The sequence below is a fragment of the Sorangium sp. So ce590 genome (assembly GCF_051521365.1).
Taxonomy (GTDB): domain Bacteria; phylum Myxococcota_A; class Polyangia; order Polyangiales; family Polyangiaceae; genus Sorangium.
The window spans coordinates 4,003,006-4,026,237 of sequence record NZ_CP150346.1 but is presented as its reverse complement, the minus strand read 5'-3'; the positions used below and the strand labels follow the sequence as shown (position 1 = coordinate 4,026,237).

Below are 23,232 nucleotides of genomic sequence, written 5' to 3'. Positions count from 1 at the left end.
ACCGGGCCGAGCGCGGGGCCGTCGGGTCTCGCGCGCCGCTCCGTCGCGCTCAGTCGTTGTCCGAGGCGTCGAAGGGGTCCTTCTCGAAATCGAGCTCGGCATCGAAGGGGCCCTCCTCGACGATGTCTTCGAGCGAGAAGCCCACACGGTTCGGGCGGAGAATCTCGCGCTCGAACTCTGCAAAGTTCTGATACGACCTGGGAAGCGGCATCTGTCCTCCTCACATGTGCCGAGGCGACGTCGTGGCGTCGATCTGCTCGGCGAAGCTGGGCACCACGTCCGTGATCAAGGAGCGGTCAGCGCCGACCCTCGACGCGCGTCGAGGGCAGACGACGGCGCGAGCCGAGCGCCGACCTGCGTTGAAGCGAAGGCGAAAGCACGAGGACCTGCGCAGGAGCGAGCAACGCAGGCTCGCCCCCGTCGCACCAGAACGCGTGGGCAAGGATCCGATCGACCGGGCCGGAGTCGCCGCCGGACAGCAGCGCCCCCCCGAGGCCGAAGCAACGACCTCGCCCCGGGGCTCGCCCGCGGACCAACGGCCTCGTCGTTCGGTCACCTTTGACCACACCAAGCGACATGTGGGCCACTGTAGACACCACTGCCGTTCAGGCCAACAATCCGACGAGCGAACGGTGGGGGAACGGCGAGCAGGCGGGCGCCGTCCAGCGTCCGGGTCCTGCCCGAGCGCCGCGGAGCCGCCCGGAGGGGTGCTCCCGGGGCGTTGAAACGAGAGCCCGGAGCCCGGGCCAGGCCGGGCCGGACCTGCGCGTCCGTTCGAACATGCAGCGGAGACACCTGCATCTCTCGACGTGCCGGTGGGGGTCGTGTAAGCAGCCGGGTCGGACGCGACACAGCACGATGCCATCGCTCAACCAGGGGGGCGCGCCCGGCAAGCCCGGTTCCGCTCCCAAGCCTTCGCCTGTCATCTTCGCCGTCGCCAACCAGAAGGGGGGCGTCGGCAAGACCACGACCTCGGTCAACCTGGCCGCGAGCTTCGCCGCGGCGGAGTACCGGACGCTGCTCGTCGACTGCGATCCTCAGGGGAACGCGTCGAGCGGCGTCGGCGTGCGGCGGGGGAGCTTCGAGCTGTCCCTCTACGACGTCCTGATCGGTCAGGCAGCGCTGAAGCAGGCGATCGTCGCGACCGAGGTGCCCTTGCTCGACGTGGTGCCCGCGACGCAGGACCTCGTCGCGGCGGAGCTCGAGCTTGTCGACGCGGACGACCGCGCGACGCGGCTGCGCCAGGCGCTGCGCCCGCAGCTCGACGGGTACGCGTTCGTCGTCCTCGACTGCCCGCCGTCGCTCGGGCTGCTCACCTTGAACGCGCTCACCGCGGCGCACCGCGTGCTCGTGCCGCTCCAGTGCGAGTACTACGCGCTCGAGGGGCTGACGCACCTCATGGCGACGATCGACCGGGTGAGGAGCGCCTTCAACCCGGAGCTCACGGTCGAGGGCGTCGTCCTGACGATGTTCGACGGGCGCAACTCGCTCACCCACCAGGTGGCCGACGAGGTGAGGGCGCACTTCCGCGTCTTCGACGCGATCATCCCGCGCAACGTGAAGCTCAGCGAGGCGCCGTCGCACGGCAAGCCGGCGCTGCTCTACGACGCGCAGTCGAAGGGGGCGCAGGGCTACCTGAGCCTCGCGCGCGAGATCCTGGACGGCCCGCCCGCCGCCGCGGCAGCTCCGAAGAAGGCGCAGCGCGGGGACGACGAGGCGGAGCCGCAGGCCGAGCCCCCGCCCACCACCGGAGCGCGCGCGAGGGACGCACGACCCAGATCATGAATGCCGATCAGAAAGGGGCGCGACGCGCGCTCGGACGGGGGCTCGACGCCCTGCTCCCGGCGCCGCCGCCGGCGACGTCGACGGCTGCCGAGGGGCGCAGCGTGTTCGTCTGCGCGATCGAGAAGATCGTCCCGCAGAAGGGGCAGCCGCGGCAGCACTTCGACGAGGCCGAGCTGGAGGAGCTCACCGGGAGCATCCGCGAGCACGGGCTCATCGAGCCGCTCATCGTGCGCAGGACGCAGGCCGGAAAGGACAGCTTCGAGCTCATCGCGGGCGAGCGGCGGTGGCGCGCCGCGCAGCGCGCGGGGCTCAGGGAGGTGCTCGTCGTCGTCAAGGACGTCTCCCCCAAGGAGGCGTTCGAGCTGGCGCTGGTCGAGAACGTGCAGCGGGCCGATCTGAACGCGATCGAGATCGCCGAGGCGTTCGACCGGCTGCTGCGCGAGCACAGCTACACGCACCAGACCCTGGCGGAGCGCGTCGGCAAGGACCGCACGACGATCGTCAACTCGCTCCGGCTCCTCCGGCTGCCGCAGCGGATCCGCAGCATGGTGATCTCGCGCGAGCTCAGCGAGGGCCACGCGCGCGCGCTGCTCGGGGCGCCGAGCGACAAGGTGATGGCCGACGTCGCCGAGCGGACCGTCCACGGCAAGCTCCCGGTCCGCAAGGTCGAGGCGCTGATCAAGGCGGCGAAGGAGAAGGAGAGCCGGGCCGCGAACGGCGCGGAGGACCCTGGCGAGAAGAAGCCCGAGGGGAAGTCGCCCGCGATCAAGGACCTGGAGGCGCGCCTCACGCGGAGGCTCGGGACGCGCGTCGAGGTGCGCGACGAGGGCGGCCGCGGCGAGCTCGGCGTCACGTACGGCTCGCTCGACGAGCTCGACAGGATCATCGCGCTGCTCGGCGCGTGAGCCGCCGCCCCGCGCCGGACGCACCGCCGCCCCGCGCCGGACGCACCGCCGCCCCGCTCCGGCGAGCGGGATCGGCGGAAGGCCGCGCTACTTCACCCTGGCGCTGAGCTCCTTCACCCTGGCGCGGGCGCGCTTGCCGATCTCGGTGTCGCCCCCGTGCTTGCCGGCCTCGGTGAGCGCCGCGAGCGCGCTCTGCGGCCTGCGCTCGGCCAGGAACGACAGGCCGAGGTAGTAGTGCGCGGCCGCGAACCGCGGGTCCACCTTGATCGCCGCCTGGAAGTCCGCGCGCGCCCCCGGCTCATCGCCGAGCTCGTGCCGGCACGTGCCGCGGCGCACATGGAACTCCGCCTCCGGCTTCAGCTTGATGGCGCGGTCGAACGCGGCCACGCAGTCGGCGTACGCCCTGGCCGGCCCGAGCATCCGCCCGATCGTCGCGATCGTCGCCACGTCGTCGCCGGTCGCGGCGAGCGCCTTCTTGAGCTCGGCCGCGGCCCGGTCGAGCTCCTTCGCCTCGAACAGCATCGCGCCGTAGGCGAAGCGCGTGGCGGCCGTGTCCTCGGCCTTGAGCGCCGCCTCGTAGTGCTTGCTCGCGCTCGCGACGTCGCGCTTCAGGCCGTACGCGTAGCCCAGGTTCTGGTGGAGCGCGGAGCGGCCCGGCGCCTGCTCGATCGCCTTCGAGAGCACCGCGATCGCCTCGTCGGGCCGGGGCGGCTCGTCCAGGTAGAGCGCCGCCAGGTTCAGCGCGGCGGCCTCCAGCTTGGGATCGCTCGCGAGCGCCTTCTTGTACGACGCCTCGGCGCCGGCGCGGTCGCTCGTCTTCTCGCGCGCGAGCCCGAGGTAGTAGTGCGCCTCGGCGCTGCTCGGCTCGTGCTCGATCGCCCGGAGGAGGTGCTCCTTCGCCTCCTCGTACTTCTCGTTCTTGATGTAAGCGACGCCCCGGTCCAGCGCGCTCGTCGACGTCCCCTTCGAGGTCGCCGCGTCGCTGCCGTCGGGCGGATCGGCGAGCAGCGGATCCGCGAACTGCTCGCGCGGGGGCTCCTGCGCCCCCCCGCACGCCGCGACGCACGCCGCGAGCGCCACACACACACCGCCGCGACGCGCGGCGAGCGCCGCCCGCCCCGCGCGCGAAAGCCATCTCTTGTTCATCCGACACTCCCTTCGCCGTCCAGGCCCTGGAGCACCGCGTGCAGCCGCTCCTCGACCTCGTGCAGCCGTTTGCCGTTCGCGACCTTCGTCCCGTCCGCCTCGCTCACATAGAACACGTCGGCCACGCGCGTCCCCTCGGTGTTGATCTTGGCGACCGAGATCGAGAGGCCGAGCTGGTAGAGCGCGTCCGAGATCGCGAACAGGAGGCCGGGGCGGTCGCGCGTGAGGACCTCGATCACCGTGTGATGGGACGCGCGGTCGTCGATGGATATCTGCGTCTTGACCTTCGGCGTCGGGCGCTCGCGCAGCCCGCCGCCCCGGCGCTTCCTGGCGAGCTCGGCGCCGGAGATCTGGCCCGAGAGCGCCGCCTGGATGTCGGCCACGAGCTTCGGGATGGCGCGGGCCACCCCCGCTACCCCCTCGCTGCGATCGCGCACCCAGAACAGGTCGACGGCCTGCAGGCGCACGCCCGCGGGCGGAAACGAGCCCGTCCTCGCGCGGAGCGCGCCGCTCTCGTCGGCGCCCGGGTCGTCGCTCGCGCGCGAGTGGATCTGCGCGGCGTGCACCTCGAGGCGCGAGGAGGCGAGCGCCGCCGTGATCGCCGCGAGCAAGCCGGGTCGATCCGGCGCGACCATGCAGAGCTCCGCGGCCTCCGGGTGGCGCGACGGCACGAGCGCGACCGAGACGCTGTTCCCGCCGCCCTCCTGCTGCCGCGCGAGCTCGGAGTGCGCCGCGATCGCGGCCGGGCTGTTCGCGAGGAGGTAGCGCTCGGGCATCGACGCGAGGTATCGGGCCAGGAAGTCCCGCTGCGCGCGCCGCTCCGCCTCGCTCGCGGCCGGGAGATCCTCGAGCGCGCCCACGGTCTCGCTGATCGCGCGGGCCATGCGCTGATCGTCGACGCCGAGCGGCCCGCCCTCCCCCCGCGCGCCGCGCAGGGCCGCGTCCGCCGAGAGGTAGAGCTCGTCGAGCATCCGCGCCTTCCACGACGTCATCGACGTGGGGCTCGTTGTCGACAGATCGGCGACCGTGAGCAGGTAGAGATCGCGCAGCCCCTCGCGGCCGTGCACCTCCTGGCAGAACTCCGAGATCGTCGCGGGGTCGTCGAGATCGCGCCGGGTCGCGATGAGGTACATCACGAGGTGCTTCAGGATGAGGTGGCACGCCTCGTCGATGTCCTCCGGAGGGAAGCCGAGCCGCTCCAGGATCTTCCGCGCCATCTCGGCGCCGCGCCGGCTGTGATCGGTCCCCCCGATCGCCTTGCCCACGTCGTGCAGGAGCGTGGCGAAGAACAGCATCGTCGGCCGCGTCGCCTCGGCGGCGAGCCGGCACGGGAGCCCGAACTCGCCCGCGAGCTCGCCCCGCACGAGCGACGCCAGCCGATCGACCGCGGCGACCGAGTGCACGTCCACCGTGTACACGTGGTAGACGTCGTGGTGGACGCGCCCGACGACCGGCAAGAACTCGGGGATCATGGCGAGCAGGAGGCCGAGGTCGTGCAGCTCGCGGACGACGGAGCCGCTCTGGAGCGCCGTCTCCTTGCACGTGGCGACGAGGGTCCGGAACAGCTCGGCCGCCTCGGGGCTCTCGCGGAGCACCGCGCAGAACGCCGGGTCGCCGGCGGCGCGGACGATCGCCCCGCGCGCGTAGGGCAGGAGCGGGACGCCGCGCTCGACGGCCGCGGCGACGAGCCGCAGCGCGATCGGCGGATCGGTCCGGAGCAGATCCGGATCGCTCATCGTGATGCAGCCGTCGAAGAGGCGGATGCCGCCGCCGAGGTCCTCGTCGCGGCGGCGGCGCTTCGTGAGCGTCGGCGTGGCGCGCGAGACGATCATGTCGAGGGCCCGCGAGATGGTCCGGGCGCTCCGGTAGTAGTCGCTCATCATCCGCTCGATCGCCTCGGGCGACACGGCGGGCTCGTCGGGCGGTGGCGCGCCCTCCCGGCCGCTCCCGGCCGCCTCGGCGGCCTTGTTGTAGCCGAGCACGCCCGCGCAGAGCTCCTGCTCGTCGAACGTCAGCCGGTCGGTCCGCCGCCCGGAGTGGGCGTGGAGGAGGTTGCGGATGCGCCAGAGCATCTCCGCGGCGTTGCGGATCTCCTCGGCCTCGCGGGCGACGAGCGCGCCGAAGCGGACCAGCGCGCCGAACTCGCCGACGCCGTAGCGCGCCTTCGCCGCCCAGCGGGCGACGTCGAGGTCGCGCAGCCCGCCCGCGCCGTTCTTCACGTCCGGCTCCAGCAGGTAGACCGAGCCGCCGAAGCGCTCGTGCCGCTGCGAGATCTCCTTCCCGAGCCGCTCGATGAAGCGGGGGAGCTCCGAGTGCGCGAAGAGGCCCGCGGCGGCGCGCTGCCAGAGCGACTCGGACATCGACGCGTCGCCGACGACGTGCCGCCAGTCGAGCAGGCTCGTCGCGGTGGGCAGATCCTCGCGCGCGCCCTCGACGAGGTCGTCGATGGTGACGACCTGGTGTCCCACGGTGACCCCCATGTCCCAGAGCGGGTAGAGCAGCGCGTCCGCGATGGCGCTGGCGCGCTGGGCGTCGTGGGCGAGGATGCGCACGTCGAGGTCGCTCCGCAGGGCGGCGGCGCCGCGGCCGTAGCCGCCGACCCCGGCGATGGCGACCGCGTCCCACGCGGCGCGGCTCGGGGAGCCGGACTCGCGCAGCAGGTGGAAGAGGCGCGCCAGGAGCTCGTCGAGCAGGCGCGCGTGGCGCCGGCCGAGGGCGACCCCGAGCGAGGACGGATCGGCGGCCGGGGTGGGGCCGCTCGGCGCGGTGCGATCGAGCTCAGCGCGCTCGCGCGCGTAGGCGGCGCGGAGCTCGGCGAGCCCGCTGGGCCTGGACATGGGGGAGAGGTCGACGCTCATGCGATGGGTTGTCGCTTTCTCAGGCGCCCGGGGCGCGGAAGGCGGTGACGTGCGCGTTCACCCTGACCGCGGTGAGGCCGGCGCCGCACAGCCGCGGCGCCTCGCTCGCGGCCGAGAAGAGGAGCCCGCCGGGGCCGAGCTCGGCGGCGAGGCGGCGGGCGACCGCGTCGCCCGCGGGCTCCGCGAGGTACAGGAGGACGTTCTTGAAGAAGATGATCTGGAAGCCGCCGCTCGGCACGGCGTGGACCAGATCGCAGACCTCGAAGGAGACGACGTCACGGAGCTTCTGGCCGACGTGCAGCGCGCCCCCCTTCTGCTCACAGTAGCGCTGAGCGAAGGCCGGGGGGAGCTGGTCGGCGGCCTCGGCCGAGTAGGCGGCCTCGCGCGCCGCGTCGATCGCCGGGGCGGCGCGATCGACCCCGAGCACGCTGAAGCGGCGGCCGGCGCTGGCGAGGACCATCCCCAGGGTATAGGCCTCCTCGCCGGTGCTGCAGCCGGCGGAGAGGCCGGCGATGGGGACGTCGGGCGGGATCCTGGGCAGCACCGAGGTGGCGATGGCCTCCCAGATGATCGGATCGCGGTAGAAGCGCGTCTCGCCGACGCGGAGGGCGCTGACGATGTCCTCGATGGCGTCCCTGTCCTCGTGCAGCCGCTCGGCGGACGCGAGCGGGGACACGCCCTGGCGCGCGGCCACGGCGCTCAGGACGGCGAGGACCCGCTCGCGCACCCATCCCGGGGCGGCGAGGCTGCGGCCCAGGCCGAAGCGGCGCTCCAGCTCGGCGAGCGCGAGGTCGACCGCCCGCTCGGCGGAGCGTGCCGCAGGACCTCCTCCCGCTCTCGGCGATCTGGCCATGAAAGGGCGCCGCGGTCAGCCGAGGAAGCCGGCCTTCCGGGCCTGGGATCCCTTGCCGCCGCCGCCGTCGAGGGCGATGGCGAACACATCCTTCAGCGCGAGCACGAAGGTCTCGCCCTTGGTGCTGCGCGCCTTGAGGAGCCCGCCCACGCTGAGCACGGCATCGATCTTTGTCACCGGGAGCGACACGCCCTCGTGGGCTGCGTAGAGCGTGAGCGCGCGCCCTTCGGGGAGCTCGGCCCAGCCGTCTTTGTCGGTCTTGGCCTCGGCCGTGTCGAGGGCTGCCTTGAGTAGGTCGTCGGTCATGAGCAACGTTTCCGTCCCGCGCCCGGCCGCGTCAAGCGCGTGCTCGCCCTTACGGCAATGCAAGGCGATCGGCGTCCTGCGGGGCCCCCTCCGTGGTACCGTGCCGCGCCGATGTCGAGAAGGCCGCCCAGCCAGCCCCCCCGGAGCGGGGCCGCCTCCGGGGCGCAGCCGGGGGTCGCGATGCCGGCGGGGTGGGAGCCGGGGGATCATCTCTTCGTCGACGACATCAAGAAGTCGTTCGGGGCGACGAAGGTGCTGCACGGCATCACCATGCACCTCCGGCGGACCGAGACGGCGGTGATCATCGGCGGATCGGGCGCGGGCAAGACCACGCTGCTCCGGCTGCTCATCGGCCTGGAGCGGCCGACCAGCGGGCACATCTGGGTCGACGGCGTGGATATGGGCGTGCTCGACGACTACGAGATGAACCGGATGCGCCAGCGGTTCGGCATGGTGTTCCAGTACGCGGCGCTGCTCGACTCGCTCACGATCTTCGACAACGTGGCGTTCCCGCTGCGCGAGCACCGGAAGCACATGTCGAAGCGGGACATCCGCGAGAAGGTCGTGGGGATGCTGAACTCGCTCGGCCTCGAGAACAAGGAGGACCGGATGCCGTCGGAGCTCTCGGGCGGGCAGCGCAAGCGCGTGGGTCTGGCGCGCGCGCTGATGCTCGAGCCCGAGATCCTGATCTACGACGAGCCGACCAGCGGGCTCGATCCGCTGACGAGCCGGATGGTCGACGATCTGATCGAGGAGACGCGGTCGCGCCACAAGGTGACGAGCGTGGTGATCTCGCACGACATGGCGAGCACGTTCCGCATCGCGCACAAGGCGTTCCTCGTGATCCAGGGGCGGGTCGTCGCGTCGGGGACGCCGGACGAGCTGGCGTCCGGCGAGAACGAGCAGGCGCGCCAGTTCATCGCGGCGGCGGGGGTCGCGCCGGATCACATCTCCCGGGTGAACCGGCCGGCGCTGGCGGACAGCGAGGGCGGCCGGGTGATCGAGTTCAGGAAGGCGGCGGAGTAGGGCGCGGCGGCGCGGCCGGCTGCGACGCGCGGCCGGCTGCGGCGCGCGAGGCGCTGTTCGCTGCGCTGCACGCTGCGATGCACGAGGCGCTGCCCGCCGCGGCGGCGCCGCTACAGGCGGAGCACCGAGGCGCGGCGGCCGCGGGGCGTCGTGGCCTCGTCGAACCGAGGTGCGTTGCGGGCGAGCGGCCCGCGGGCGTCGAAGATCACGAGCGTCCCGCGCCTTTGACGCAGGTGCGCGAGGTAGTCGTCGAGCTGGGCGAGGCCCTCGCGGAGCGGGTCCTTCTGGCCCTTGCGCCACACCTTGAGCTCGAGCGCGCGCCGCTGGACGGCCCGGGAGCCGTCGGGCTTGCGGTAGGGAAAGCGGACGAGCAGATCGATGCGCCCCCGGCCGACGCCGTACTCGCGATCGATGAAGCCGCCGCCATTCACCGCGCGCTGGAGGAAGGCCATCAGGACGAGCTGCGGGGCGACCTCGGGGTACGGCATCCCGGAGGCGAGCACCTCGCCGTGCTCGTGCCAGAAGGCGGCGAACGCGCGGAGCAGGCGCCGGAAGGCGAGGCGGCCGTCGGGCAGGAGGAAGCGCTCGGGCGGTGCGTCGATCCGCTCCTCGGCCGACGAGGCGAGGACGCGGGCGATCACCTCGCGGTAGATGGGGTTCGCCACGCGCAGCGGCTTGCCCTGGGCCACGAGCCCGAGATCGCGGACGTAGGAGGCGTCGTCGTCGTACGTGTCGCCGCCGCCCTCGTACGTTCCCGCCAGCATGGGCTCGAGCACGCGCCGGACGCGGGGCTCGGCGAGCTTGCTGACGAGCGAGTCGAGATGGGTGGCGCGCTCGAGGATGAGCCGCTCCTTGGCCTGCTCGACGTGCGCCAGGGTGATGGGCTCGTCGAGGGGGACGGCCATCTTCTCGACGATCTCGCGGCCGAGGGCATTGACCAGCCAGGGTTGGCCGGCCGTGAGCTCGAAGGCCCGGCCGAGCGCCGCATCGACGAAGACCTGGCCGGTGTCCTCGGTGTGCTGGGCGTACAGCGCACGCAGCTCTTCCTCGGAGAAGTCTCCGAGCCGCAAGGAATCGACCTTGATGTTGAACGGGCTCGCGGTGCCGAGGCGCTCGGGATCACCGCCGCTCGCGGCCTTGTAATCGCGCACGTCGCGCAGACCGCAGAGGATGACCGACGCGGGGAAATGCTCGGGACGGCTCGGGAAACCGGCGCGGAGCTGGCGCAGGACGCTGAGGAGGCCCTGGCCGCGCAGGGAGTCGATCTCGTCGAAGATGAGGGCGAGCGGGCGCGGGCAAGCGCGCGCCCAGCCGGTGAGCGCCGCGGAGAGGAGCCCCTCGTCGCCCTCGAGCGAGAACGGGGGCGGCTGGAGCTCGGGCGGGAGCGCGATCTGGGCCGCGCGCGTGAGCTCGCGCAGGATGGCGCGCTGGGCGGAGCCGTAGTCGTCGCCGGCGGCGCTGCCCTCCTCGCAGGAGAAGAGGACGGCGGCATGGCGGCCCGAAGCGGTGAGCCGCTCGGCGACGGCGCGCAGGGCCGTGGTCTTGCCCGTCTGCCGGGGGGCGTGGACGACGAAATAGCCCATCTGCTCGACGAGGCCCGGGGCCTCGGGCAGCCGGCTGTCCGCCGGGATCATGTAGTGCAGATCGGGGCGGCAGGGGCCGGTCGTGTTGAAGCGGCGCTTCACCCGGCGAGCCTTGGGACATCGGCCGGGAAGAAGCAAGGGAGCAGCCGCCGGGCGCAACGGGCGCGACGGGCGCGATAGAGTGAAGCGAATGGATCGGTGGTTCTGGATCGGGCTCGGCGGCGCGGCGGGGACCCTCGCCCGCTACGGTCTATCGACGTGGTGCCAGCAGCGCTTCGGCGCCGGGTTTCCGTATGGGACGCTCGCGGTCAACGTGATCGGGTCGTTCTTGCTCGGCGTCATCCTGCAGGTCGCCGCGACGACGGAGCTGCTGTCGCCGACGCTCCGCCTCGGGTTGGGCGCGGGCGTGATGGGGGGGTTCACGACGTACTCGAGCTTCAACCACGAGACGCTCAAGCTCTTCGAGGGTCGCGCGTGGATGACGGGCGCGGTGAATGTCGTGGTCACCGTCGTCGGGTGCCTGCTCGCCGGTGTGCTCGGGATGGCGTTCGCGCGGCGGCTCGTCGCGAGCTGAGGCGCGGAGGGGGCCTCGTACGATCGCGCGCGGCATGCGCCGCCCAGGGGGGCCGGGGACGAGGATCAGCCACCGGCGCCGAGGATCGGCGTCGTCTCTTCCTGCGCCGCGGGGACATCGCCCTGCGCTCCGCCTCCGCCGGGCGGGGGCTTTTCTCCGCCGGGCGAGGGCTTTTCTCCGCCGGGCGGGGGCTTCTCTCCGCCGGGCGAGGGCTTCTTGGCGGAGCTGCCCGAGCGGGCCTCGAACATCCAGGCGGCCTTGTTCAGCTCGGGGACCAGGATCGTTCCATCGACCCGGCGCGCCGCCCTGAAGGCGCGGAGGATCTTCTCGATCACGATCGCGACCCTCCCGTCCTGCAGATCGAGCGCCCGCTGCGTCACCCGGCGCCCTGCGGCGATCTGGACGCCGCCGATGCCGCGCACCCGCTGCGCCGCGACGCGGAGCGCGGCCGCGCACTCGGCGCCGACGCCGTAGTCCTCGAGGACCTCCGCGTCCTGCGCCGGATCGGCCCTCCGGGTCTCGTCGATGAAGCTCGCGAGCGCCTCGAGGCCCTTGGCGAGGCTCTCGGGGGAATCCGCGCGCCCCACCACGGCGTCGACCCGCGCCATGCGGCGCGCGCCGAGCGCGTTGCGCAGGCCGTCGTAGCAGAGATCGCGCTCGCCGATGCCGTCGCGCATCGCGCTCCGCCCCTGCACCTCGAGCGCGGCCCTCGCGCCGGCGACCTCGGTCGCCGCGGCCTCGTGCGACCGCTTCATCGCCTGGAGCCTGCCCGCCTCGGCGACGAGCAGCGGCAAGAGCGCCGCGGGCATGCGCACCTTGCCGCGCTGCGCCTCCGACAGCGAGCCAAGGATCCGCCGCGCCGAGGCGACGAAATGCGGGACATCGTCGATGAGGCTCTGCGAATCGATGCGCGTCCCCTCCGCGACGAGATCCTCCTCGGGGATCCCCGCGTACGTCCGCGCGGCGAACGCGCCGTCCGCGGGACCGAGCTCGCGAGCGAGCGAGTCGAGGGTGACGGTGGTGGATGAAACGGTCGGTACCTCCGCCGGCGAGGTGGCCGGCGCGGGCTTCTTGATCTTGGAAGTGGTCATGAGAGGAAAATCTAGGGGAACGCGTCGATGGAAGAAAAGCGGGCATCTCCGCTGAGCAAGATCACGTCGCGGCGATCCGTCCCGGCCGGCGGGACACACCGCGCCGGGATGGCGCACGAGGGCGGCGAGGGGGCGCACGGCGGGGCGCCGCGCGCGCGCGACGCGGGGTGGACGGCGCCACGACGGCGGACGGCGCGCGTGAGACCGGCGCAGAGCCGCGCGCAACCCCGGTCAGGCCAGCGCACAAGCGGGCCGAGGCGCGCGCGCAGCATGGCGAGACGCGCGCGCAGGCGGGTCGAACGCGCGCACGAGGCGGGAGTGGCGCGCGGGAAGCCTGTCGCCCCCGCGCGCCGGAGACCTCGGGAACGCGCACGACGCGCCGGGGATGCGCGCACGACGCGCCGGGGACGCGCGCACGACGCATCGCATCATCGCCTTCCCTAGCCTCCAGCCGGCAACAGCCGCGCCGCAGGCCTGCCGCCGACTGCGAGGCTCAGAGCGAACGCTCTGCGGCGCGGCGCAGCTCGTCCCACACGGACACGCCGAGGCCGCCTAGGACACCGAACAGGTTGAAACCCCGAGAAAATGAACCACAGAGGCACAGAGGGCACAGAGTTTTTTTGTTGTCCCTCTGTGTCCTCTGTGCCTCTGTGGTTCAAATCTCTTCATTCCCGGGCATTTCAAGCTGATCGGTGCTCTAGGGGCTGACGGCCCCCTGCTCGTCAGGCAATTCGCGCCGCCAGCCGACGTCGACTCCCCGTCACACGATGAGCCCGCGCTCGCTGGCCGCCTCGTCCAGCCGCACGAACGTCGCCCCTCCCCGAGCAACCTCCTCCACGAACGCCTCCAGCGCCGCGAGCCGCCTGCCGAGCGGCACACGGAGCTCCGGCTGGTACGGCGCGAGCGCCTCGAGGCCGTCGCCCCGGTCGAGGAAATCCATCCCGTGCAGCTCCAGGTTGACGAGCGCCTCCCCCGCGCACGCGCGCGCCAGGAGCCGCGCACCGGCGGCGCCCGAAAGCGCCACGCTCGTCCCGATGACCGGCAGCCGCAACCCCGGCGTCACCTGGATCGGCAGCTCGACGAAGCGCCGCCCGCCCCGCGCGTACCACGGCCGCCCAGGCCGGTAAGGCCGGCGCGGCGCCGCGAGCACGCGCGGGGTGTCCAGGATCGCCGACGATCCCCTCCCCTTCACGCGCTGCACCCCCATCGCGAGCGCCTTGGCAGCGTAGTACGGCGGGCACGGGAACACCGAGGAGTCGAACGCGACCCCGACCGCATCGAGCGCGTCGAACAGCGCGTCGCTCACCGTGTACCCCGGCGCGCGGAAGCCCGTCGGACGCCGGCCGACCGCCTCGGCGATCGCCTCGGCGCCGAGCAGGACGTCCCACGCGATCGCGGCGCGCGGGAGCTGCGAGAGGTCGTAACGGTGCCCGAACGAGTGGTTCTCGACCGCGTGACCCGCGTCGCTCAGCGCGCGCAACGCCGCCGCGCTCTCGGGGCGGGCGAGGTCGCGGCCGATCGCGAACAGCGTGACAGGGATGCCGTGGGACGCGGCGAAGGCCGCGATGCGCGGCAGCGCCGTGTCATAGACGGCGCTCAGCGAGACCGCCGCCCCGGAGCGCTCCGGGACGGCGAGCCCGTGAATGGCAAAATAGTTCGGGACCTCGTCGAGGTCGATCGAGACGGCGGCGAGGCGCCCCCGCATCGGACCGCGTCAGCTCGCGGCCATCTTCGCCACCTCGGCGGCGAAGTCGTCCTCTTTCTTGGCGATGCCCTCGCCGCGCTCGTACCGCACGAAGCGCGTGAGCGTGAGCTCGCCGCCGGCCGCCTTCTCCGCCGCCTGGCGCAGCTTGTCGATCGTCTGGCCCGCCACGCCGCGCGACGCCGCCTCGACCGACTCCTGCTCGAGGAGCGCGACCTCCGAGTACCACTTGTTGAACTTGCCCTCGATGATCTTCGGCCACGCCGCCTCGGGCTTCGGCTTCGGATCCTCGCGCAGCTGCGCCTCGAAGATCTCCTGCTGCTTGGCCTTCAGGTCCGCCGAGACCTCGTCGCGACGGAGGACGAGCGGGCTCATCGCGGCGGCCTGCATCGCCGTCTCGTCGATGAACTTCTGCACCTCGGGGTGCTCCGCCACCGCCTGGCTCGACGCCTCGACCGCCACGAGCACGCCGATCTTGCCGCCGAGGTGCACGTACGCGTGCGCGACGCCGTGCTTGCCCTCGGGGATCGACACGCGATCCCAGCGGCGCACAGCGACCTTCTCGCCGATGCGCGCGGTCAGCTCCGTCGCGGCGTCGGCGACCGACTTGCCGCCGATCGAGAGCTGGCTCGCGTCCGAGCCCCCGGGCGCCTTCTCGGCCGCGGCGAGCACCTCGCCGACGAACTGCCGGAACGCGTCGTTGCGGGCGGCGAAATCGGTCTGGATGTTGACCTCGACCATCGTCGCGCTGCGCCGATCGGCCGCGACCGCCGCGCGAACCTCACCCTCGGTGGCGGACGCGCCGGCCCGCTTGGCGCTCTTCGCGAGACCCTTCTTCAGGATGATCTCGACCGCCTTCTCCATGTCGCCCTCGGCCTCGGTGAGGGCGCCCTTGCAGTCGCTCATCCCCGCCTGGGTACGCTCACGAAGCTCCTTGATCGCCTGAGCATTGATGCCGGCCATGGCTCTTTCTCCTTCACAACCTAGATAGGAAGAGGCCGCGCCGAGCGGCCCCTCTTCATCGCACTTCAGACTGATGACCCCGAGGGCCCGCGCGACGAGCCGGCCGAACCGCAGAGGCACAGAAGGCGCAGAGGCGCGAAATTTTCATTTCTGTCCCCGCGCCCCCTGCGCTCCTGCGATCGCCGCGTCTCCCGGGCGGAGGCGACGCCGTCACCCCCGCCGCCCGAGCGCTGGGCCGCTCCGACGCGGCTCGCGCCGCGCTACGACGCCTGCTGGCGCGGACCGCCGCGGCCGCCGCGGCCGCCCTGGTACACGTTGATCTCGTCGCGCTGGCCGCGGCCGCCGGCCGGAGGCTGCGAGCCGTCGCCGTGATCCCGGCGGCGCTGCGCGCCCTCGACGCACGCGTCCGCGACGCGCGCCGTGATCAGCCGGATCGAGCGGATGGCGTCGTCGTTGCCAGGGATCACGAAGTCGACGAGATCCGGGTCGCAGTTCGTGTCCGTGATGGCCACGACCGGGACGTTCAGCTTGCGCGCCTCGCTGATCGCGATCGACTCCTGGTGCGGATCGATCACGAAGATCGCCGCCGGGAGGCCGCCCATGCCCTTGAGGCCGCCCAGGTACTTCTCGAGCCGATCGCGCTCCTTCTCGAGCCGGACGACCTCCTTCTTGAGCAGCTGCTCGTAGGTCCCGTCCTCCTTCATGCGCTCGAGGGTGCGGAGGCGATCGAGGCCCTGCTTGATGGTCCGGAAGTTCGTCAGCGTGCCGCCGAGCCAGCGGTTCGTGACGAAGTACATGCCCGACCGCCGGGCCTCCTCCTGCACGATGTCCTGCGCCTGGCGCTTCGTGCCGACGAACAGCACGTGGCCGCCGCGGCCGACGGCGTCGGTCAGGAAGTCGTACGCGCGCTTGAAGAGCCGCGTCGTCTGGTCGAGATCGATGATGTGGATGCCGTTGCGCGCGCCGTAGATGAACGGCCGCATCTTCGGGTTCCAGCGCTTGGTCTGGTGGCCGAAGTGCACGCCCGCGTCGAGCAGCGAGCGGAGCGGGAGCGGGAACTCCCCGGGCTGGGGGGCAACGGCCTGCATGGTGTCGGCCGCGGGAACGGATTCGGAGAAGCTTGTATCGGTCACGGCTTTGTCCTTTCGGTTGGTCCGCCGCTCCCCCTCCCGCCACCAACCCCTCGCGCGGACATGGAAAAAACGTCCGTGTCGAGGGGCACCGGGTCGCGGAATGCCGTGGGTGCCAGGAGAGCGTGTGGATTTGGGCGCTGCGACAGCGAAAGCGAGGATTCAACCTCCGCTGTCCCCCTCGTCACGAGCCGCGAGAAGGGGGCGGTTTGCTACCCCGATGCGCCGCGCTTGTCAAGCGGCGGCGCCGGGGCGCCAGCGGGCGACATTATCACGTGGTTCCGCAGGGTTCGGGAAGCGGGAGCGCGGCGCCCCGCGCCGCGCGCCGCTCCTGCGCGCGCGCCGTGGCCCGGCACCCACGATGGCGTAGACTCGGTTCCGTGCGAACCGCGTCACGACGCTTTCTTACTGCACGCTTCGCCCCGATTTGCGCAAGCCTCGGGGTCGTCTCCGCCTGCATCGCCTCGGCCCCCGAGGGCATCCGCCGGCAGACCGACGGCGACGGCGGCGGCGACTTCGGGGTGGACCCGCAGACAACGTCGTCCACCACCAGCACGGGGCTGCCAGACGCCGATCCCCACGCCCTGCTCGGCGCGGACCCGACGCACGGTCCGTTCAACGGAGGCCAGCGCGTCCTGCTCCATGGCAACGGCTTCAGCTCCAAGGTCCGCGTCTGGTTCGGCGACGTCGAGGTCGATCCGTCCGCGATCGTGCCGATCGATCCCAGCCGGGTCCAGGTGGCGGCGCCGCCGGGCGAAGCAGGGCCGGTGGAGCTCGCGGCGCAGAACGGCGACGACACCTCGACCCGGAGATCGCTGCCGGGCGGCTACGTCTACGACGCGCTCTATGCGTCTCCATCGAGCGGGCCGATCTCCGGCGGGACGACGATCGAGCTCATCGGGCAGAGCACGCGCTGGGACGCGGCGACCGTCGCCAGGATCGATCAGAAGCCGTGCACGTCGCTCGCCGTCGACGGGCCGACCCGGCTCGTCTGCACCGTGCCCCAGGGCACGCCGGGCGCGAAGACGATCTCGGTGACGACCGGCGACGACACGATCCTCGTGCTCGACGGCTACACCTACGAGGACAGCCAGAACGGCTACAAGGGCGGTCTCAGCGGCGCCCCCCTCGCCGGGCGGCTCAAGGTCCTCGCCTACAACAACTTCACGGGCGACCCGATCCCGGGGGCGCGCGTCCTCGTGGGCAACGACGTGTCGTCCGCGCTCGACGGCGTTGCGGACGCGTCCGGCGTCGTCGTGTTCGAGAACCCCTCGCTCGACGCCCCGCGGACCGTCACCGTCGCCGCGACGTGCCACAGCCCGATCTCGTTCGTCGACGTGCCGGTCGACACGGTGACCGTGTACCTGGACCCGGTGCTCACCCCCGCCTGCGGCGCCTCCGGCGATCCGCCCCCGCCGGTCGGCGGCAAGGTGGGCAACGCGGGCGCGCTCGAAGGCGAGCTCGTCTGGGATAAGTCGCTCGACCCGGGGAGCGCCGCGTGGGGCAACATCCCGAGCCCGAGGCGCGCGACAGAGCGCCAGGCGGCGTACGTGTTCACGACGGGGGTCGATCCGCTCGCGACCTTCAGGCTGCCGCCCGAGTACCAGGCGATCACCCCGGACACGTCGGGAGAGCTCGGGCACGGGTTCACGATGTACCTCGCGCCCGGCAACCGCTCGATCTACGCGCTGGCAGGGCTCGAGGATCGATCGACGACGCCGCCGCGGTTCACCGCCTACGCCATGGGGGTCGTCCGCGGGATCCCGCTGCTCCCGAACCGGGTGACGAGGGACGTGTTCGTGCGGATCGACCAGCCGCTCGACCACGCCCTCTCGATGGACGTCATCGCGCCCGCGAAGGGGCCGAAGGGGCCGGATCGGATCCAGGCGAACGTGTCCTTGATGGTCGGCAACGACGGGTTCGCCACGCTGCCCATCGGCGCGCAGAGCCCGCTGATCCCGTTCGACGGGCGGCTGACGTTCGTGGGCGTCCCGCCGCTCAACCGCGATCTGTTCGGGGCGAGCTACCACTCCTCGGCGCGCGCCGTCACCGGCCAGGCCGGGCTCGCGCCGCTGTCGGTCGTCGGGCGGGTGCTCTCGACGAGCACGAGCGCGCCGGTGCGCATCGGCGATTTCGTGGGCGTACCGACCGTGGAGACGCCGGCGCAGAACACCGCCTGGGACGGCGCGCACCTCGCGACCTCGTTCAGCGCGGGCGCGCCCGTCGACCTCAGCGTCTACGACATCGCGAGCGGCAGCGGGCTCATCCGGTGGACCGTGGCCGTGCCGGCAGGGTCGCACGCCGTCGAGCTGCCGGACCTCCGGCAGCTCGGGCTCGAGCACGGCGCGCTGCCGCCGGGGCCGGTCACGATCGGCGTGTACGGGGCGCGGTACGGCGCCTTCGATTACGGCAAGCTCGTCTACCGGCAGCTCAAGCCGCAAGGGATGGCGGCCTACTCCCTCGACAGCTTCAGCGCGCACCTGTGATGAGCGAGCCGCTCCCCCCGACGCGCGCCCGCAGGTCACGACGCCGCGCCCGCCCGCGGCCCGCGGCGGCCGCCGCCCTCCTCGCCACCGCCGCGGGGCTCGCGCTGTCGCCGAGCTGCTTCGACAGCGGCGTGCGGTGGGGCGATCGCCCGGAGGAGCCGCCGGCCTGCACGACCGGCGAGACCCGCTGCGGCGCGGAGCTCACGCGCTGCGAGGAGACGGCGGCGGGGCCGGCCTGGGTCACGCTCGACGACTGCGCCGCCCGGGGGCTCGTGTGCGCGTCGATCGCGCTCGGGTGCAGGCCGTGCGTGCCCGGCGTGACGTCGTGCCGAGGGCAGGACGTCGTGACCTGCGAGCCGGACGGCAGCTTCGGCGACGTGCTCGACACGTGCGACACGGACGCCGCCGAGGCGTGCCGCGGCGGCAGCTGCCTCCCGCTCTGCGCCGTCGCCGAGGTCGAGCGGAGCAACGTGGGGTGCGAGTACTGGGCGGTCGATCTGGACAACGCGCGGATCGACGCGACGAGCAACGCGGCGGCGCAGCAGTTCGCGGTGGTGGTGTCGAACCCGCAGCCGGACGTGCCCAACGAGGTCCACATCTTCCGGGACGACGGCGCGCCCGGCGACGCGCCCGCCCCCGTGGAGATCGCGAGCGCGCTGATCGCGCCGCTCTACCTCCAGGTGTTCAAGCTCGGGCCGCGCGAGGTCGATGGCAGCCCGGAGGGCAAGTACAACACGGGCACGCACACGGCGCTCACGCGGCACGCGTACAAGATCACGTCGAAGTTTCCCGTGGTCGCCTACCAGTTCAACCCGCTGGAGAACGCCAACGTGTTCTCCAACGACGCCTCGCTGCTGAAGCCGCGCGAGGCGCTGACGTACAACCCGGGCGCGATGTCGACGGCGTACGTCGTCGCCGGGTGGCCGCAGACCATCGCGAGCACGGACGATCCGGACACGAACTTCGATCCGCTGAACCCGATCGATCTGCGGGCGTTCTTGACCATCGTCGGGACGCGCGAGGAGACCACCGTGCAGGTGAAGACGACGGCGAAGGTCGTCGGCGGCGGGCCGGTCCCGGAGACGCCGGCGGGCGGGTCGATCGAGGTCAAGCTCGGCGCGTTCGACGTGCTCAACCTGGAGACCGGCGGGTTCAACGCGGATTTCACCGGCTCGATCGTCAGGGCCGATCAGCCGATCGCGGTCTTCACCGGCAGCGAGGCCTCGGACGCGCCCCACTTCGCCACGCTCGCGGATCGGCGCTGCTGCGCCGACCACCTGGAGGACCAGCTCGATCCGATCCGCGCGACCGGCAAGCGGTTCGCCGTTCCGCACACGCCGAACCGGTCGCAGACGGTGAAGGAGGCCGGCGCGCAGATCGAGGTCGTGCCCGAGCCGGAGTACGTCAGGATCATGGCCGCCACCGGCCAGGGCGCCGTGATCAAGACGACCCTGCCGCCGCCGGACGACCAGATCACGCTGTCGTCGCAGGGCCAGTTCCACGAGGTGATGGCCTGGGGCGACTTCCTGATCGAGAGCTCCGAGCCGGTCATCGTGTGGCAGATCATGGCCAGCCAGAACGCGACCGGGGTCAGGCAAGGGCTGCCGGGCGGAGACCCGAGCCTCGTGATCCTGCCGCCGATCGAGCAGTTCCGGCCGGATTACGTGTTCCTGACGCCGGACAAGTACGCGTTCGACTTCATCTCGGTGATCGCGCCGCCGTCCGCCGTCGTGCGGCTCGACGGCGTGGCGCTCGGGCCGGAGGAGTGCGAGATCGCGCCCGCCGACGGGCTCACCGACGAGGAGCGCGGGCGCCGCGCGCCGCCGTTCGTCGTCTATCGCTGCCAGCTGAGCTTCGCGACGATCGATCCGGCGCAGCCGGCGCCGGACAACGTGCTGCCCGGGCGGCAGCGCGACGGCGTGCACCGGATCGCGGCCTCCGCGCCCGTGGGGCTGCTCGTCACGGGGTTCGACTCGTTCGTGAGCTACGCGTACGCGGGCGGCACCGAGCTCCGGGAGATCGCGCCGCCGGATTGAGCCGCGCCGGCCGCGGCCGGCGCGATGGCCGCCGTCACTTGCCGGCGCCGCCGAGCAGGCCCTTCAGCTTCGCCACGAGCCTCAGCGCGTCGAGCGGCGCGAGCCGATCGACGTCCACCGAGCGCAGGGTCTCGATGACGGCCGCCTGCTCCGGCGCCACCGCCGCCTGCGCGGGGACGAACAGGTCGAGCTGCGCGGCGCCGCCGCGCGTGCGGCCGCGGAGCGAGGCGTGCTTGCCGCCCGGCAGCGCGGCGCCCGACTCCAGCGTCGCGAGGATCGCGCGGGCGCGCGCGAGCACCCCCTCGGGGACGCCCGCGAGCCGCGCGACCGCCACGCCGTAGCTGCGGCTCGCGGGGCCCGCCTCGAGCTTGTGCAGGAAGATCACGTCGTCGCCGTGCTCGCGCGCGGCGACCGAGTAGTTCGCGATGCCCGGCGCGCGCGACGAGAGCTCCGTCAGCTCGTGGTAGTGCGTCGCGAACAGGGCGCGACAGCCGATCGCGTCGAGCAGGTGCTCGGCCACCGCCCAGGCGATCGCGAGGCCGTCGTACGTGCTCGTGCCCCGGCCGATCTCGTCGAGGATCACCAGCGATCTTCGCGTTGCGTCGCGGAGGATCTCGGCCGTCTCCCGCATCTCGACCATGAACGTGCTCTCGCCCCGCGCGACGTTGTCGCTCGCGCCCACGCGCGAGAGGATCCGGTCGACGAGGCCGATCTCCGCCTCGCGCGCCGGCACGTAGCTGCCCATCTGCGCGAGCACGACGATGAGCGCGACCTGGCGCATGAGCGTCGACTTGCCGGCCATGTTGGGGCCCGTGATCAGCCAGAGCCGCTCGCCCGCGAGATCGAGGCGGGTGTCGTTCGGCACGAAGTGCCCCGCGGCCGCGTAGCGCTCAACCACGGGGTGGCGGCCGTCGCGGATCGCGATCGCCTCGCCCGACGTGACGTGCGGCCGCACGTAGTCGTTGCGGTGGGCGACGTCGGCGAGGGCGGCGGCGACGTCCCACGACGCGACCTTCCGCGCGAGGGCGCGGAGGCGGCCCTCGCTCTTCGCCACGAGGCCCCGCAGGCGCTCGAAGAGCGCCGCCTCGCGCTCCAGCGCGCGCGCGCCGGCGTGCTCGATCTTGTCGGCGAGCTCGTCGAGCTCGTCGCTCGTGTACCGCTCGCCGGTCGCGACGGTCTGCTTGCGGCGGAAGGTCTCCGGGACCTTGGCGACGTGCGCGCGCGTCACCTCGATGTACCAGCCGAACACGCGCGTGTACTTGACCCGGAGCGACGGCGCGCCCGTCTGCGCGCGCAGCTTCGCCTCGAGCGCGAGGATGAGCTCCGTCGCGTTCTTCTCGACGGCGCGCGCCTCGTCGAGCTCCTCGTCGTAGCCCTCGCGGAAGATGCCGCCCTCGCGCGCGTTCGGCGGCGGCCGCTCGATCAGCGCGGCGGCGAGCTCGGCGCGGACGTCGGCGACGACATCCACCGCCGCCGCCTCGGCGAGCAGCGGCTCGGCGCCCGCGTCGCCGAGGTCGGGGATCGACCGGACCGCGGCGACGGCTCCCGGGGCCGCCGTGAGGCCGTCGCGCAGGCAGCCGAGGTCGCGCGGGGTGGCCTCGCCGAGGAGCGCGCGGACGCTGAGGCGCTCGAGGTCGCCGACGCCGCCGAGCGCCTCCCGCAGCTCGCCCCGGGCGCGCGGGTGCGCGACGAAGAGCTCCACCTCGTCGAGGCGCCGGCGGATGGCCGCGACGTCCGCGAGCGGCGTGAGCAAGCGGCGGCGCAGGAGCCGGGCGCCGCCCGGGGTGACCGTGCCGTCGATGACGTCGAGCAGCGAGCCGCGGCGGCCGCCGTCGGCGGCCCGCGCGAGCTCCAGGTGCGCCTGGGCGGTCTCGTCGATGCGCAGCGTGCCCGAGGTGTCGTGCGGGGCGATGCGGCGCACCGGGATGCGCGCGCCGGGGCTGCAGCGGCGCGCGAAGCGCAGCGCCCGCGCCGCCGCGCGCACCGCCGGGAGCGGGTGCTCGGCCAGCGCCGCCGCCGAGATCGGCTCGATCGCGGCGTCGTCGAGGATCGACGCGACCTGCGCGCTGTCGAGCTCGTCGTCGTCGCGCAGCGCCGCGCGGCAGGAGAGCGAGGTCGCGGCCGCGCGGATGTCCGGCAGGTCCCGGGCGATCAGCGCCTCGCGCGGATCCGCGCGGGCGAGCTCCGCGAGCAGCGCCGTGGCGTCCGGGAGCGAGGTGGCCGAGAGCTCGCCCGTGGAGAGATCGAGCAGCGAGAGGCCGTACGGCCCCCCCGCGGCGCCGCCGTCGCCCCGCGGCGCGCCGCCGCCGTCGACGGCCGCCAGGTAGTGGTTGGCGCGCGCGTCGAGCTGATCTGTCTCGGTCACGAGCCCCGGCGTGACGACGCGCACCACCTGCCGCGGCACGAGCCCCTTGATCTTCGACGGGTCCCCGATCTGCTCGCAGATCGCCACCTTGTGGCCGAGCGCGAGGAGCCGCGCGATGTACCCGTGCGCGGCGTGGTGCGGGACGCCGGCCATGGGGGACTCCTCGGGCTCCCCCTTGTTGCGGCTCGTGAGCGTCAGGTTCAGCGCGCGCGACACGAGGACCGCGTCGTCGTTGAACATCTCGTAGAAGTCGCCCATCCGGAAGAAGAGGACGGCGTCCGGGTGGAGCGCCTTCGCGTCCTCGTACTGGCGCATCACCGGGGTCAGCTTCTTCCTGGCCGCAGGCTGCTCGGACGGATGCATCGCCGGCGTATTAGCCGCGACGCCCGATGAGGTCTACGCGGGATTCGAGCGTTCTTTCAG

17 protein-coding genes are annotated in these 23,232 nt (G+C 72.8%); 6 read left to right on the top strand and 11 right to left on the bottom strand.

What is annotated here, in order from left to right; all coding sequences use genetic code 11:
* Nucleotides 1–49: 49 nt before the first annotated feature.
* Nucleotides 50–211, bottom strand: coding sequence for a transcriptional regulator (locus WMF28_RS15175; protein ID WP_437491693.1), 162 nt, complete (start codon nucleotides 209–211; stop codon nucleotides 50–52).
* A gap of 647 nt (nucleotides 212–858) precedes the next feature.
* Here WMF28_RS15175 and WMF28_RS15170 point away from each other — a divergent pair.
* Together WMF28_RS15170 and WMF28_RS15165 are read left to right on the top strand one after the other, a co-directional pair.
* On the top strand, nucleotides 859–1,785 hold the full coding sequence (locus WMF28_RS15170) for a ParA family protein (protein ID WP_437602950.1): 927 nt from the start codon (nucleotides 859–861) through the stop codon (nucleotides 1,783–1,785).
* Nucleotides 1,782–2,690, top strand: coding sequence for a ParB/RepB/Spo0J family partition protein (locus WMF28_RS15165; RefSeq protein ID WP_437602949.1), 909 nt, complete (start codon nucleotides 1,782–1,784; stop codon nucleotides 2,688–2,690). Before WMF28_RS15170 ends, WMF28_RS15165 begins: the two co-directional genes overlap by 4 nt.
* A gap of 87 nt (nucleotides 2,691–2,777) precedes the next feature.
* Here WMF28_RS15165 and WMF28_RS15160 read toward each other — a convergent pair whose 3' ends face one another.
* The 4 genes from WMF28_RS15160 to WMF28_RS15145 are packed head-to-tail and all read right to left on the bottom strand — an operon-like array spanning nucleotide 2,778 to nucleotide 7,853.
* Nucleotides 2,778–3,836 carry a tetratricopeptide repeat protein gene (locus WMF28_RS15160; RefSeq protein WP_437602948.1) on the bottom strand — a complete coding sequence of 353 codons (1,059 nt, stop codon included), beginning with the start codon at nucleotides 3,834–3,836 and terminating at the stop codon, nucleotides 2,778–2,780.
* Nucleotides 3,833–6,673, bottom strand: coding sequence for a [protein-PII] uridylyltransferase (glnD, locus tag WMF28_RS15155; RefSeq protein WP_437602947.1), 2,841 nt, complete (start codon nucleotides 6,671–6,673; stop codon nucleotides 3,833–3,835). Before glnD ends, WMF28_RS15160 begins: the two co-directional genes overlap by 4 nt.
* A 40-nt stretch (nucleotides 6,674–6,713) precedes the next feature.
* The gene (locus WMF28_RS15150; protein WP_437602946.1) at nucleotides 6,714–7,547 is read right to left on the bottom strand and encodes a CheR family methyltransferase; all 834 of its coding nucleotides are present in this window, start codon (nucleotides 7,545–7,547) and stop codon (nucleotides 6,714–6,716) included.
* 15 nt (nucleotides 7,548–7,562) lie between these two features.
* Nucleotides 7,563–7,853 carry a hypothetical protein gene (locus WMF28_RS15145; RefSeq protein WP_437602945.1) on the bottom strand — a complete coding sequence of 97 codons (291 nt, stop codon included), beginning with the start codon at nucleotides 7,851–7,853 and terminating at the stop codon, nucleotides 7,563–7,565.
* Nucleotides 7,854–7,964: 111 nt separating this feature from the next.
* On the opposite strand from WMF28_RS15145, the gene WMF28_RS15140 reads away from it, so the two are divergent.
* On the top strand, nucleotides 7,965–8,879 hold the full coding sequence (locus WMF28_RS15140; protein WP_437602944.1) for an ABC transporter ATP-binding protein: 915 nt from the start codon (nucleotides 7,965–7,967) through the stop codon (nucleotides 8,877–8,879).
* Nucleotides 8,880–8,989: 110 nt separating this feature from the next.
* On the opposite strand, the gene WMF28_RS15135 is transcribed toward WMF28_RS15140, so the two are convergent.
* Complete coding sequence (locus WMF28_RS15135) at nucleotides 8,990–10,564, bottom strand: ATP-binding protein (protein ID WP_437602943.1); 1,575 nt, start codon at nucleotides 10,562–10,564, stop codon at nucleotides 8,990–8,992.
* An 88-nt stretch (nucleotides 10,565–10,652) separates the two neighbouring features.
* Between WMF28_RS15135 and crcB the strand changes: the two genes are divergently transcribed.
* Entirely contained in the window at nucleotides 10,653–11,036 is a 384-nt protein-coding gene (gene crcB, locus WMF28_RS15130) for a fluoride efflux transporter CrcB (RefSeq protein ID WP_437602942.1), read from the top strand.
* 65 nt (nucleotides 11,037–11,101) lie between these two features.
* Here crcB and WMF28_RS15125 read toward each other — a convergent pair whose 3' ends face one another.
* The 4 genes from WMF28_RS15125 to rpsB all read right to left on the bottom strand — a co-directional run bounded on the left by WMF28_RS15125 (nucleotide 11,102) and on the right by rpsB (nucleotide 15,880).
* Complete coding sequence (locus tag WMF28_RS15125) at nucleotides 11,102–12,127, bottom strand: hypothetical protein (RefSeq protein WP_437602941.1); 1,026 nt, start codon at nucleotides 12,125–12,127, stop codon at nucleotides 11,102–11,104.
* A gap of 760 nt (nucleotides 12,128–12,887) precedes the next feature.
* On the bottom strand, nucleotides 12,888–13,832 hold the full coding sequence (locus WMF28_RS15120) for a polysaccharide deacetylase family protein (protein ID WP_437602940.1): 945 nt from the start codon (nucleotides 13,830–13,832) through the stop codon (nucleotides 12,888–12,890).
* Nucleotides 13,833–13,841: 9 nt separating this feature from the next.
* Nucleotides 13,842–14,792: a translation elongation factor Ts gene (gene tsf / locus WMF28_RS15115; RefSeq protein WP_437602939.1), complete on the bottom strand. Its 951-nt coding sequence runs from the start codon at nucleotides 14,790–14,792 to the stop codon at nucleotides 13,842–13,844.
* A gap of 260 nt (nucleotides 14,793–15,052) precedes the next feature.
* Nucleotides 15,053–15,880, bottom strand: a complete 828-nt coding sequence (gene rpsB, locus WMF28_RS15110; RefSeq protein WP_437604261.1) for a 30S ribosomal protein S2 — start codon at nucleotides 15,878–15,880, stop codon at nucleotides 15,053–15,055.
* 422 nt (nucleotides 15,881–16,302) lie between these two features.
* Between rpsB and WMF28_RS15105 the strand changes: the two genes are divergently transcribed.
* Nucleotides 16,303–18,408, top strand: coding sequence for an IPT/TIG domain-containing protein (locus WMF28_RS15105; protein WP_437602938.1), 2,106 nt, complete (start codon nucleotides 16,303–16,305; stop codon nucleotides 18,406–18,408).
* On the top strand, nucleotides 18,408–20,444 hold the full coding sequence (locus WMF28_RS15100) for an IgGFc-binding protein (protein WP_437602937.1): 2,037 nt from the start codon (nucleotides 18,408–18,410) through the stop codon (nucleotides 20,442–20,444). Before WMF28_RS15105 ends, WMF28_RS15100 begins: the two co-directional genes overlap by 1 nt.
* A gap of 34 nt (nucleotides 20,445–20,478) precedes the next feature.
* Here WMF28_RS15100 and mutS read toward each other — a convergent pair whose 3' ends face one another.
* Nucleotides 20,479–23,172, bottom strand: coding sequence for a DNA mismatch repair protein MutS (gene mutS, locus WMF28_RS15095; RefSeq protein ID WP_437602936.1), 2,694 nt, complete (start codon nucleotides 23,170–23,172; stop codon nucleotides 20,479–20,481).
* Nucleotides 23,173–23,232 lie beyond the last annotated feature (60 nt).